General features: G+C 71.9%; 9 protein-coding genes and 2 tRNA genes. 9 read left to right on the forward strand and 2 right to left on the reverse strand.

Annotation, left to right across the window (positions count from 1 at the left end):
* The first annotated feature begins 3 nt into the window (after positions 1-3).
* The 6 genes from ACZ6IM_RS02630 (at position 4) to ACZ6IM_RS02655 (ending at position 4,031) form a co-directional block, all read left to right on the forward strand.
* Entirely contained in the window at positions 4-1,806 is a 1,803-nt protein-coding gene (locus tag ACZ6IM_RS02630) for an LCP family protein (RefSeq protein WP_469553926.1), read from the forward strand.
* A gap of 93 nt (positions 1,807-1,899) precedes the next feature.
* Entirely contained in the window at positions 1,900-2,346 is a 447-nt protein-coding gene (gene rsfS / locus ACZ6IM_RS02635; protein WP_052838175.1) for a ribosome silencing factor, read from the forward strand.
* The gene (locus ACZ6IM_RS02640; protein WP_052838176.1) at positions 2,343-3,014 is read left to right on the forward strand and encodes a histidine phosphatase family protein; all 672 of its coding nucleotides are present in this window, start codon (positions 2,343-2,345) and stop codon (positions 3,012-3,014) included. The genes rsfS and ACZ6IM_RS02640 overlap by 4 nt, the downstream gene beginning before the upstream one ends.
* A gap of 141 nt (positions 3,015-3,155) precedes the next feature.
* A tRNA-Ala gene (locus ACZ6IM_RS02645) sits at positions 3,156-3,228 on the forward strand.
* 378 nt (positions 3,229-3,606) lie between these two features.
* Entirely contained in the window at positions 3,607-3,840 is a 234-nt protein-coding gene (locus ACZ6IM_RS02650) for a hypothetical protein (protein WP_003976229.1), read from the forward strand.
* A 118-nt stretch (positions 3,841-3,958) separates the two neighbouring features.
* A tRNA-Ala gene (locus ACZ6IM_RS02655) sits at positions 3,959-4,031 on the forward strand.
* Positions 4,032-4,075: 44 nt separating this feature from the next.
* Here the strand turns inward: ACZ6IM_RS02655 and ACZ6IM_RS02660 are convergent.
* Both ACZ6IM_RS02660 and ACZ6IM_RS02665 read right to left on the reverse strand, forming a co-directional pair.
* Complete coding sequence (locus tag ACZ6IM_RS02660; RefSeq protein ID WP_052838177.1) at positions 4,076-5,686, reverse strand: NADH-ubiquinone oxidoreductase-F iron-sulfur binding region domain-containing protein; 1,611 nt, start codon at positions 5,684-5,686, stop codon at positions 4,076-4,078.
* On the reverse strand, positions 5,683-6,948 hold the full coding sequence (locus ACZ6IM_RS02665; RefSeq protein ID WP_052838178.1) for a hypothetical protein: 1,266 nt from the start codon (positions 6,946-6,948) through the stop codon (positions 5,683-5,685). Before ACZ6IM_RS02665 ends, ACZ6IM_RS02660 begins: the two co-directional genes overlap by 4 nt.
* A gap of 538 nt (positions 6,949-7,486) precedes the next feature.
* On the opposite strand from ACZ6IM_RS02665, the gene leuS reads away from it, so the two are divergent.
* The 3 genes from leuS to ACZ6IM_RS02680 all read left to right on the forward strand — a co-directional run bounded on the left by leuS (position 7,487) and on the right by ACZ6IM_RS02680 (position 12,254).
* Positions 7,487-10,396: a leucine--tRNA ligase gene (leuS, locus tag ACZ6IM_RS02670; RefSeq protein ID WP_469553929.1), complete on the forward strand. Its 2,910-nt coding sequence runs from the start codon at positions 7,487-7,489 to the stop codon at positions 10,394-10,396.
* Between the two features lie 163 nt (positions 10,397-10,559).
* Entirely contained in the window at positions 10,560-11,318 is a 759-nt protein-coding gene (locus ACZ6IM_RS02675; RefSeq protein ID WP_469553931.1) for a hypothetical protein, read from the forward strand.
* A 90-nt stretch (positions 11,319-11,408) separates the two neighbouring features.
* A complete protein-coding gene (locus ACZ6IM_RS02680) occupies positions 11,409-12,254 on the forward strand; it encodes a DegV family protein (protein WP_469553933.1) in 846 nt (281 codons plus the stop codon).
* Positions 12,255-12,304 lie beyond the last annotated feature (50 nt).

Raw genomic sequence — 12,304 nt, forward strand, 5'->3', positions numbered from 1 at the left:
CCGGTGAACGACGGATACGACCCGGGACACGGCGACGACCAGTACGAACTCGTCGGCTACGACGAGTACGGCCGCCCCGTGTACCGCCAGGCCCAGGGACAGGAGCAGGGCTACGCCCAGCCCGGCCACCAGCAGCAGTACGACCCGTACGCGCAGCAGCACGGACAGCAGGAACAGCAGTACGGGCAGCAGGGACAGCAGCAGTACGGGCAGCAGGGCTACGGCTACGACCCGTACGCCACGGGCACCCAGCAGCCCGTCCAGCAGCCTTTTCAGCAGCCCTACGACCCCTACGGCTCCCAGGGCGGCTACGACACCGGTCAGCAGCCGGCCCAGCCGCCCGCGCCCGACTACGGCGGCCACGGCGGCCGGCCCGCCGGCCCGCAGCCGCCGTACGACCCGTACGGCCGGGCCGCGACCAGCGGGCCGCAGGCACGGGTCGCCGAGCAGACCGCCCACATCCCGCAGCAGGCGGGCCCGCCCGAGCAGCGGGAGCGCACGGACCACGCCGAGGAGGCCGGACCCGGCGGGGACTACCGCACCGAGCAGTTCGCCTTCGTCGAGGAGCCGACCGGCGACTCCGAGGACGTCATCGACTGGATGAAGTTCACGGAGAACCGCACCGAGCGCCGCGAGGAGGCCCGGCGGCGTGCCCGCTCGCGCGTCGTCGCCCTGGTCATCGTCCTGGCCCTGGTCGCGGTCGGCGGCGTCGGCTACCTCTGGTACGCCGGGAAGCTGCCCGGACTCTCCTCCTCCGACGACAAGACGGGCGACACGGCGACGGCCGGCGCCCAGAAGCGCGACGTGATCGCCGTCCACCTGCACGACACCAAGGGCGGCGGCACCTCCACCGCGCTGCTCGTGAACAACACCACCACCAAGCAGGGCACCGCCGTGCTGGTGCCCAACGCGCTCGCGCTGACCGGCGACGACGGCAGCACCACCACGCTCGCCAAGTCCGTCGACGACGAGGGCCCCGACGCGACCCGCACCGCCCTCGACTCCGCCCTCGGCACCGACATCGAGGGCACCTGGCGCCTGGACACGCCCTACCTCCAGATCCTCGTCGACCTGGTCGGCAACGTCGACGTCGACACCGACGCCGACGTCCCCGACCCGGAGTCCAAGGACAAGGGCGCCGCGCCCCTCGTGCACAAGGGCGCGGGCCAGACCCTCAGCGGCAAGATGGCCGTCGCCTACGCCACCTACCGCGCCAAGGGCGAGGACGCCAACGCCCAGCTGCAACGGTTCGGGCAGGTCATGCAGGGTGTGCTGCGCAAGCTGTCCTCCGACCCGCAGGGCGCGACGACCACCGTCCAGACCCTCGGGATGATCCTCGACCCGCCGCTGACCGAGAAGGACCTCGGCTCCTTCCTCGCGGGGCTCTCCGACCGCGCCAAGGGCGGCGACTTCAAGACCGCGCTGCTGCCCGTCCAGGACGACGGCGGGCTCAGCGCCGAGGCCAGTGACAGCGTCGTCGAGGACGTCCTCGGCGGCACCGCCAAGAGCCCCGACAAGGACGCCGCCGTCAGCGTCTGGGTGCGCAACGCCACCGGCTCCGAGGACCGCACCGGCAAGGCCCGCGTCGTCCTCGTCAACGGCGGCTTCACCTACGTGTCGGGCGGCACCGCCTCCGGCACCGAGGCCACGTCGAAGGTCGTCTACGCCGAGGCCGCCGACAAGGAGAACGCCGTCCAGGTCGCCAAGACCCTGGGCCTGCCCACCGGCGCCGTCTCCCAGGGGAAGGTCTCCGCGAACGCGCGGGTCTCGGTGGTGCTCGGCCAGGACTACAAGCCGGCGTCGTAGGGGGACGTGGCGGCGGACACTCCGTCGCGCGGGCCCGTGTCGGCGGTCGTGAGACCCTTGAGGTCAACCGACCGCCGACCCGAAAGCCAGGCAGTGACCGCGACCGACCGCTCCATCGAACTCATCAACGCCGCCGCCCAGGCCGCGGCCGACAAGCTCGCGCACGACATCATCGCCTACGACGTCAGCGACGTACTGTCGATCACGGACGCCTTCCTGCTGGCCTCCGCGCCCAACGACCGCCAGGTCAAGTCGATCGTCGACGAGATCGAGGAGCGGCTGAACAAGGAGCTCGGCGCCAAGCCGGTGCGCCGCGAGGGCGACCGCGAGGCCCGCTGGGTCCTGCTCGACTACGTCGACATCGTCGTCCACGTCCAGCACAGCGAGGAGCGCGTCTTCTACGCCCTGGAGCGGCTGTGGAAGGACTGCCCCGAGCTGGAGCTGCCCGCCGACGCCAAGGAGACCCGCGGCAAGGCGGAGGAGCACGCGAAGCTCCAGGCCGCCGAGGAGGCGACGCGCACCGACGAGGACTGGCGATGAGCGCCACCGGCGAGGTGACGGCGGGCAGGCCGGGCCGCGGCCGCCGCGTCATCCTGTGGCGGCACGGCCAGACCGCGTGGAACGTGGAGCGCCGCTTCCAGGGCAGCACCGACGTCGAGCTGACCGAGACCGGCGTCGCCCAGGCCCGACGTGCGGCCGGGCTGCTCGTGCACCTGCGCCCCGACGCGATCGTCGCCTCCGACCTCGTGCGCGCCGCGGACACGGCCGCCGAGCTGTCCGTGCTCACCGGCCTCGAGGTGACCCTGGAGGAGGGCCTGCGGGAGACCTACGCGGGTGTCTGGCAGGGTCTGACCCATGAGGAGATCATCGCCCGGCACGGCGACGAGTACGCGGCCTGGAAGCGCGGCGAGCCCGTGCGCCGCGGCGGCGGCGAGCTGGAGACCGAGGTCGCCGACCGCGCCGCCCCCGTGGTGCTCCGGCACGCCGAGAAGCTCCCCGAGGACGGCACCCTGGTGGTGGTCAGCCACGGCGGCACGATCCGTACCACCATCGGCCGCCTGCTCGGCCTGGAACCGCACAGCTGGGAGAGCCTCGGCGGCCTGACCAACTGCTGCTGGTCGGTCCTCGGCGAGGGTGCCCGCGGCTGGCGCCTGCTGGAGCACAACGCCGGCACGCTGCCGGAACCGGTGATCGGCGACGACGTCTGAGCCGACGCCCGGGCCGCGGCCGGTGTGCACGGGACCCGGATTTCACTTTCCGGCAGGTCGCAGGCTAAAGTTCTTCTTGTTCGCCCCGCCGAGCGGAGCGGACGAAGTGAAGGACCATGCGGCCCGGGTCGCGTGGCACCAGGGGCTATAGCTCAGTTGGTAGAGCGCCTGCATGGCATGCAGGAGGTCAGGAGTTCAATTCTCCTTAGCTCCACAACCCACGGACGAATCCCGTCCCCTTCGGGGGGCGGGATTTTTCGTCTCCGCTCGCTTGAGCAACCTGCGTCCCACGGGCGTATACGTCGGTGGGACTCCGTGTCCGGACCGGTACTGAGGCGTCGCTGACCGGGTCGGCCGGGCCGTGGCAGAATCAAACGGCCGGAAGGGGACCGCGGCCCGACGGGAGGGAGTGGCGATGCCTGGGAGCATCCTCGAGGAGGTCGGTCACCTCCTCGGCGGAGCGGTGGCACGGAACACGGTCACCCGTCTCAGCTGCCCTTCCTGCGGTTCCGGTCATGTGGCCCAAGTCCTCGGCGACAACGGCGGGATCTCTTACGTGTGCACGGCCTGCGGCCACAGCTGGAGCTGATCGATGGGTGCACACAGGCGGAAGTGCGACTGGTGCGGCAGCGGCACGCCCATCGTGCGCGACATGGAGCCGGTCAACCCCGACTACCAGTACTGGTGCGAGGAATGCGCGCGGGCGCTGATCATAAAAGGCGACCCCATCGAGACGTACCGCGAGCTTGAGGGCGAGCCGATCTACGGCCGGCTCCTCGAGGAGCACTGCACGCTCAAACGCTTCTACTCGTTCGTGACCGCCTGAGGGCGAGGCGGGACCGCAAGAGGGTAAAACGGGCATAACGGAAACGATTTGGTGTTGTGCCCGGTGGACCGTGTAATGTTGGCGTCGCCGCCGGGGAGACCGGGCGGATGAAGGGCAAGGGGCTATAGCTCAGTTGGTAGAGCGCCTGCATGGCATGCAGGAGGTCAGGAGTTCAATTCTCCTTAGCTCCACAGGGAAACCCCCCGGATCGGCATCCGGGGGGTTTGTTCGTGTCTCAGCGGCCGAGCGCCCGGCGGCCGCGGCCCTGGGACAGCACCGGCAGGTTGCTGCGCGAGGACGGTGCCTGCCCGCGGGTGTCCTCCTCGATGCGCAGCGCCAGCGCCGGACAGCGGCGCACCGCGCGCACCGCCTTGGCCTCGGCGAAACGCGGCACCTCGGCCTGCGCGACGGTCGGGAAGCCGTCGGCGCCGAGCTGGAAGACCTCCGGCAGGATGTCCGCGCACAGCCCGTGGCCCCGGCACAGCGTCCAGTCGACGTAGATCTTCTGGCGGCTGGGGCCGTTGTCCTCCCCGCCGCCCGGGACGCCGGTCGGGTTCCGGCCGCCCTCGAAGAGCGGCAGCACGCCCTCCACGGGCCGTCCGCAGCCGTTGCCGAGGACATGGGCGGCCAGGTCGTCCGTGAACGCCGTGACGGTCGACTCCAGGAACATCGCCGAGCCGTCCGGGTGCGAGCAGGCACCGCGCCGCTTCACGTTCCTCGCGACCTGCTTGACCGCCTCCAGGGCGGCCGGGCCGCCGCCGTTGAGGATGTCCTCCAGGCCGCGCGCGGCGGCCGGCAGACCCAGGTAGCAGGGCCCGCACTGGCCGGCGCTCTCCTCGGCCAGCCACTGCGCCACCCGCAGCGACTCGCCGAGCGGGCAGGTGTCCTGACTGATCGGCAGGATCGCGCCCGCGCCGAGCGAGCCGCCCACCTGCTGAAGCGAGTTGCGGGAGACGATCGCCTCGTCGACGGTCGCCGCGTCGATCCACTTGCCGTGGTAGCCGCCGGTCAGCACGCCCTGCGGCACCGGCGGGGCGCCGGCCAGCTGGAGGACGTAGCGCAGCGGCACGCCCGTCGGGACCTCGATCACCATGGGGCGGGCCACCGCGCCGGAGACGGTGAGCATCACGGTGCCCGGCTCGTCGTACAGCCCCGTGTTGCCGTAGCGCTCGGGGCCGATGCGGGCGGCGATCGCCAGCTGGGCGAAGGTCTCGGCGTTGGACAGCAGGGTCGGCGCGCCGCCGACGCCGCTCCTGGAGGCGCTCACCTTGCGGCCGGGCGGGATCGCCGGACCGCCGTCGATGGAGCGGATCAGCGAGGCCGCCGCGCCGGTGACCATGCGCACCGGATTGCGCTGCACGCGCGCGCGGAGGGCGGACCGGCGGCCGTTGCTCAGCCCGCGTTCGGCGAGGGCGGCCTCCATGGAACGCTGCGTGGACTCGCGGGTGACCCCGATGACCAGCGTGCGGGCGCCCATGGCCTCGGCGCACAGCAGCGCGCCGTCCAGGATCAGGTGCGGGGCGCGGTTGATCAGCACCGTGTCCTTGCGGCAGGCCGGCTCGTCCTCGCTGCCGTTGACGACCACGACCGGGCGTACGCCGCGCTTGATCGCCGCCTCGGCGACCGAGCGCAGCTTCTTGTGGAAGGGGAAGCCCGCGCCGCCGCGGCCCTTCAGGCTGATGCGTTCGGAGAGCTGCGCGAGCTGCTCCCCGCCCATCGGTTCGAGCGGACCGTGCACCTTGAGGTGCATCGGCAGATCCAGGCGCTCGACAAGGTCGAAGCCCGACGTGAGCTGGGGAAGCCCGACCACGCGGACCTCTGGGACGTCGGGCAGGGCCTCGTTCAATTCAAGCCTCCGGAAGGCGTGTTCCAAGGTTCACCGGAACCCGGTGCGTCGAAGTCGTGGACCGACGACGGCACACCGGGGGTTGGTTCGGGGGCGGGACCGCTGTTGTACGTGTCGTCCGGGTAGTACGTGTCGTAGACCGCGTTCGTCTCACGGGTGTCGTACACGTCACTCGATCCGTAGCCCGAGGCGTACTGCGCGGAGTAGCTCGCGGAGGGGGCCGACGGGTCCGCCGTGCCGTAGACCGGGATGGTGTGTCCCGTGTCGTTGAGCGGGTCGTAGAGCGACGGAGGCGCCTCGCCGACCGGGGGCGGCGACGGTACGGGCCAGCTGCCCGAGGTGCTGCCGCTGCCGTCCACGACCGGCATCGCCTCGGTGGGCCGCAGGTCCGACGGCAGCGGGGCGGACGCGGCCGGGTCGGCCGTCAGCGGCCGCCGGCGCGTGCCCGAGGGGCCGGACACGGCGCGGTAGGCCGCCGCGAAGCCACCCGCGGGCTCGGGAGGAGCGAGGCGCTCCGCGGGCTCGTACAGCGGTGCGGACGGGGACGCGCCACGCGTGGGCGACGCCCCGGCGCGCTCGTAGCCCGGCAGGGCCGCGGTGTCCCTCGGCCGGCTCTCCGCCTGCTCCTCGCGGGCGGGCCGCTCCCCGGTCCCGAGGAGGCCGGCGATCCGGTCGGCGACCTTGCGCTTGACCGGCCGGGGCGCCGCGCGCAGCGCCAGGGCCGCCATGACGCCGACCACGGACAGGGCGTACAGGACCACGAAGACCGGCTTGGCCGCGCGACCCGCGTAGAGCCCGTGCAGCAGGGCCAGGCACCACGCCGGGTAGGCCAGCATGTGCATGGCCCGCCAGCGGGCCGCCACGGGGGCCGGGGAGGCGAAGCGGTTGCGCAGGGCTCCGGTGACCCCGACGAAGATCATGAGCATGCTGGCCAGGGTGCCGAAGCCGATGAGGACGGCCCGGCCGCCGAACGCCTCGTCGTCCGTGGCCAGGAGTCCGAACGGGAGGACCGCGGCGACCCAGGTGGTGTGGTCCAGGGCCAGCTTGACCACGATGTGCACCAGCAGGAAGACGACCGAGGCGACCGCGGTGGTCCGGTGCACCGCCTGGGCCAGGATCCGCTGCCGGGTGTCGAGGACGATCCGGTCCTGGGCGAGCAGACCCCAGATCACCGAGCAGCTGAGGAAGACGAGGGAGAGGACGCCGGCGCCGAAGTTCAGGAACTGGGCGAAGGTGTCGTCCATCGTGCTGTCGTTCGTCATGACGACGGACCTCCGCACGTCAGGGACGTGGCGGGAGGCGGCGGGCTGGTGCGGCGAGGGTGGATCGGGGGAGGGTTCATGGGGGCAACTCCGGAGCGGTTCGGGAAAGCGGTCCCGCTGCCGCACTCTAAGTGGCGCCATACCCGTGGGTAGGAGGTTTGAGTTATTGCGTTGTTATCAAATGACAGCGCGCTCGTGCTGGTGTCCCTTAGTGGTCGTTACGCGAAGTAACCTTTGACCTTGGTTCAGGGTCGGCTTCGGTTTCCGGATCCCGGCCCCCGGATTCCGGTCGCCGCGAGGCCGCCCCGGTCCCGTCGCGGCCCGCTCGACGACTGCGGTACCCTGACGCCATGCGTGCCGTACGCCTTCTGCTTAGCGAGCCGCGCTGATCAGTCCCGACCCCGGTCGTAGTCCGGTGGCCGGAATCGGCGCGGCGTCCCCTCCTGTGCGAGGGGATTTTTCATTTCCCGGCAATCGCAGCCGCTGGTCATGAATGTCGCAGCCGCTGGCAGAGACGATCGATGGAGCTTTGAGGATCATGAGCGAGACGAACCCCGCGGCGACCGCCCCCGTGACGGCGGACGCCGCGCCGCACCGCTACACGGCTGCCATGGCCGCCGAGATCGAGGCACGCTGGCAGGACTTCTGGGACGCCGAGGGGACGTACGCCGCGCCGAACCCCAAGGGCGACCTGGCGGGCGACCCGGAGCTGGTCGCCAAGCCCAAGAAGTTCATCATGGACATGTTCCCCTACCCGTCCGGCGCGGGCCTGCACGTCGGTCACCCCCTGGGCTACATCGCCACCGACGTCTTCGCCCGCTTCCAGCGGATGACCGGCCACAACGTCCTGCACACCCTGGGCTTCGACGCCTTCGGCCTGCCCGCCGAGCAGTACGCCGTGCAGACCGGCACGCACCCGCGCGTGTCCACCGAAGCCAACATGAAGAACATGCAGAGCCAGCTGCGCCGGCTGGGTCTGGGCCACGACAAGCGCCGGTCGTTCGCCACGATCGACCCCGAGTACTACAAGTGGACCCAGTGGATCTTCCTGCAGATCTTCAACTCCTGGTACGACGACGAGGCGGGGAAGGCCCGCCCGATCGCCGAGCTGGTCGCCCAGTTCGCCTCCGGTGAGCGGGCCGTCCCGGGTCACCCCGGGCGCGCGTGGAGCACCCTGAGCGAGGCCGAGCGCGCCGACGTCCTGGGCGGGTTCCGCCTGGCCTACGCCTCCGACGCGCCGGTCAACTGGTGCCCCGGACTGGGCACCGTGCTGGCCAACGAGGAGGTCACCGCCGACGGCCGCTCCGAGCGCGGCAACTTCCCCGTCTTCAAGTCCAAGCTGCGCCAGTGGAACATGCGCATCACCGCCTACGCCGACCGGCTGCTGGACGACCTGGACCAGCTGGACTGGCCCGAGGCCATCAAGCTGCAGCAGCGCAACTGGATCGGCCGCTCCGAGGGCGCCCGCGTCGACTTCCCCGTCGACGGCGAGCGCATCACCGTCTTCACCACCCGCCCCGACACCCTGTTCGGCGCGACCTACATGGTGCTGGCGCCCGAGCACCCGCTGGTGGAGAAGTTCACCCCGGACGCCTGGCCCGAGGGCACGCACGACGTGTGGACCGGCGGCCACGCCACCCCGACCGAGGCCGTGGCCGCGTACCGCGCGCAGGCCGCCTCGAAGTCCGACGTCGAGCGGCAGGCCGAGGCCAAGGACAAGACCGGCGTCTTCATCGGCGCGTACGCCACCAACCCGGTCAACGGCGAGCAGGTGCCGGTCTTCATCGCCGACTACGTGCTGATGGGATACGGCACCGGCGCGATCATGGCCGTCCCGGCGGGCGACCAGCGCGACTTCGAGTTCGCCCGCGCCTTCGAGCTGCCGATCCGCTGCATCGTCGAGCCGACCGACGGCCGCGGCACCGACACCTCGACGTGGGAGGACGCCTTCGCCTCCTACGACGCCAAGATCATCAACTCGTCCAGCACCGACTCCTCGGACGACGGCGTCTGCCTGGACGGCCTGTCCGTCGTCGAGGCCAAGGAGCGCATCACCGAGTGGCTGGAGCGCACCGGCGCCGGTGAGGGCACCGTCAACTTCCGCCTGCGCGACTGGCTGTTCAGCCGCCAGCGCTACTGGGGCGAGCCCTTCCCGATCGTCTACGACGAGGACGGCATCGCCCACCCCCTGCCCGAGTCGATGCTGCCGCTGGAGCTGCCCGAGGTCGAGGACTACTCCCCGCGCACCTTCGACCCGGACGACGCCGACACCGAGCCCGAGACCCCGCTGTCCCGCAACGAGGACTGGGTCAACGTCACCCTGGACCTGGGCGACGGACCGAAGAAGTACCGCCGCGAGACCAACACGATGCCCAACTGGGCCGGTTCCTGCTGGTACGAGCTGCGCTACCTGGACCCGCACAACAGCGAGCAGCTGGTCGACCCCGAGATCGAGCAGTACTGGATGGGCCCGCGCGAGGGCCTGCCGCACGGCGGCGTCGACCTGTACGTCGGCGGCGCCGAGCACGCCGTGCTGCACCTGCTGTACGCGCGCTTCTGGTCCAAGGTGCTGTTCGACCTGGGACACGTCTCCTCGGCCGAGCCGTTCCACAAGCTGTTCAACCAGGGCATGATCCAGGCCTACGTCTACCGGGACAGCCGCGGCATCGCCGTGCCGGCCGCCGAGGTGGAGGAGCGTGACGGCGCCTACTACTACCGGGGCGAGAAGGTCTCCCGGCTGCTGGGCAAGATGGGCAAGTCCCTGAAGAACGCCGTCACCCCCGACGAGATCTGCGCCGAGTACGGCGCCGACACGCTGCGCCTGTACGAGATGGCGATGGGCCCGCTGGACGTGTCCCGGCCGTGGGACACCCGCGCGGTGGTCGGCCAGTTCCGGCTGCTGCAGCGGCTGTGGCGCAACGTCGTCGACGAGAACACCGGCGAGCTGTCCGTGGCCGACGTCGCGGAGAGCGACATCGACGCCGACACCCTGCGCGCGCTGCACAAGGCCATCGACGGCGTGCGGCAGGACCTGGAGGGCATGCGGTTCAACACCGCCATCGCCAAGGTCACCGAGCTGAACAACCACCTGACCAAGGCCGGAGGCCCGGTCCCGCGGTCGGTCGCCGAGCGACTGGTGCTGCTGGTCGCGCCGCTGGCCCCGCACGTCGCCGAGGAGCTGTGGCGCAAGCTGGGGCACCAGTCCTCCGTCGTCCACCAGGACTTCCCGGTCGCCGACCCCGCCTACGTCGTCGACGAGACCGTGACCTGCGTCGTCCAGATCAAGGGCAAGGTCAAGGCGCGGCTGGAGGTCGCCCCCTCCATCTCCGAGGACGACCTGGAGAAGGCCGCGCTGGCCGACGAGAAGGTCGTGGCCGCACTGGGCGGTGCGGGGATCCGCAAGGTGATCGTGCGGGCGCCGAAGCTGGTGAACATCGTCCCCGCGTAGGCGTTGACCGGGGCGCCTCGGGCGACCCCTACGGGTCCGGTACGGGCAGGTTCGGGGTTCTTGCGGAACCCTGGGCCTGCCCGCTGCGTTTACCGTGGAAGAGCGGCGCGACCAGTGCCGTGGACCGCCGGTGCGCGGGCCGGACGCCCGAAGGAGGAGCCTCGTGGAAGCAGCGCTCACAGTGTTCGCCCTGCTCTTCCTGCTCGCCGTGGTGCTGGGCGTCTACGCCACGGTGAAGGCCGTCGGCGCCGCCAAGCGCAGTGTGGACCGCGGCATCACCCAGGCCCGGCGCACCGTCGAGGACCACACCCTGCGGGCCAAGTCCCTGGTGCAGGTGGGCCCGGCGGGCGAGCTGGCACAGCTGCGGCTGACCCTGCGCACCTCCATGCGGGCCACGCAGGACGCGCTGCACGCGCGCGTGGCCGAGGACGAGTCCCTCAAGGAGTCCCTCGCCCTCTTCGAGCGGCTCAGCGCGCACGGCTTCGAGCTGGACGGCGAGCTGCGGCGCCTGGAGTCCGAGCCGGACCGTGCCACCCTCGCCGAGCGCCTGCCCGGGCTGCGGGAGCGCACCGAGCGCATCACCCGGTCGGCGGACGCCCTGCGCTGGGCGGCCCGCGACCGCGCCCGCCGCTTCGCGGACGACGACCTCGACTCACTGAGCGCTCAGATCGACGTGGAGGCCGGCGCGCTGCGGCACTGGACGGAGACGGACCCCGGGCCGGGACTGGGGGCGGAGCCGACCACCGCGCCGGCCTCCTGGCCCGAGGCCCCGTCCGCCGACGCCTCGTCCACCGGGCAGACCTGGCCGGACGCTCCGGCGCAAGGACCGGCGCAGGAGCCCGCCCGCCCCGCCATCACCCCGCCCGCCGCGAGCCCCGTGTACCCGTGGCAGAAGAAGCCCCGCCCGGAGAGCACGACCTGAGCGGCCCCGCCGGCCCGGTCCGGCCCTGTGAACGCCCGGTCGTCGGGGCCGGACTGCCGTACGGGCACTACGCCAGGTAACCTCCAGCTCATGTCCCGCCATGTCGCTATCGTCACGGATTCAACGGCCTACCTTCCGGCCCGGACGATGGAGCGGCACGGCATCACCGCGGTACCCCTGACCGTCGTCCTGGGCGACCGGGCCCTGGAAGAGGGCACCGAGATCTCGACCCGCTCCCTGGCCCAGGCGCTGCAGAAACGGCGGCCGGTCACCACCTCGCGCCCCAGCCCCGAACTCTTCGCCGAGACCTACCGCAGGATCGCCGAGTCCGGCGCCGACGGCATCGTCTCCCTGCACCTGTCCGCCGAACTCTCCGGCACCCACGACGCGGCCGTCGTCGCGGCGCGTGAGGCCGCCGTCCCGGTCAGGGTCGTGGACACCGGGATGATCGCGATGGCCCTCGGCTTCTGCGCGCTCGCCGCCGCGGAGACGGCGGAGGCGGGCGGCACGGTCGACGAGGCCGTCACGGCCGCGGAGAAACGCGCCGCGGGCACCTCCGCCTACTTCTACGTCGACACCCTCGACTATCTGCGCCGCGGCGGCCGGATCGGGGCGGCCCAGGCGCTGTTCGGTTCCGCGCTCGCCGTGAAGCCGCTGCTCCAGCTGGCGGGGGGCCGCATCGAACCCCTGGAGAAGGTCCGGACGGCGTCCAAGGCCATCGCCCGGCTGGAGGAGATCGCCGCCGACCGGGCGGGCAGCGCTCCCGTCGACGTCGCCGTCCACCATCTCGCCGCCCCCGACCGGGCGTCGGCGCTGGCGGACCGCCTGCGGGACCGGGTGCCCGGGCTGGCCGACCTGCACGTGAGCGAGGTCGGCGCGGTGATCGGCGCGCACACGGGGCCGGGGCTGCTGGGGGTCGTGGTCTCGTCGCGGTGAGCGCGCGCGGGGGCGTGGCGAGTGGCGTGGCCGGGGCCCGGGATGCGTGT

The organism is Streptomyces sp. NPDC042336, from assembly GCF_055581985.1.

Coding starts and splice junctions, on each gene's coding strand:
- ACZ6IM_RS02640 (WP_052838176.1), top strand. CDS start 2,343: ATGAGCGCCACCGGCGAGGTGACGGCGGGCAGGCCGGGCCGCGGCCGC.
- ACZ6IM_RS02650 (WP_003976229.1), top strand. CDS start 3,607: ATGGGTGCACACAGGCGGAAGTGCGACTGGTGCGGCAGCGGCACGCCC.
- ACZ6IM_RS02665 (WP_052838178.1), bottom strand. CDS start 6,948: ATGACGAACGACAGCACGATGGACGACACCTTCGCCCAGTTCCTGAAC.
- leuS (WP_469553929.1), top strand. CDS start 7,487: ATGAGCGAGACGAACCCCGCGGCGACCGCCCCCGTGACGGCGGACGCC.
- ACZ6IM_RS02680 (WP_469553933.1), top strand. CDS start 11,409: ATGTCCCGCCATGTCGCTATCGTCACGGATTCAACGGCCTACCTTCCG.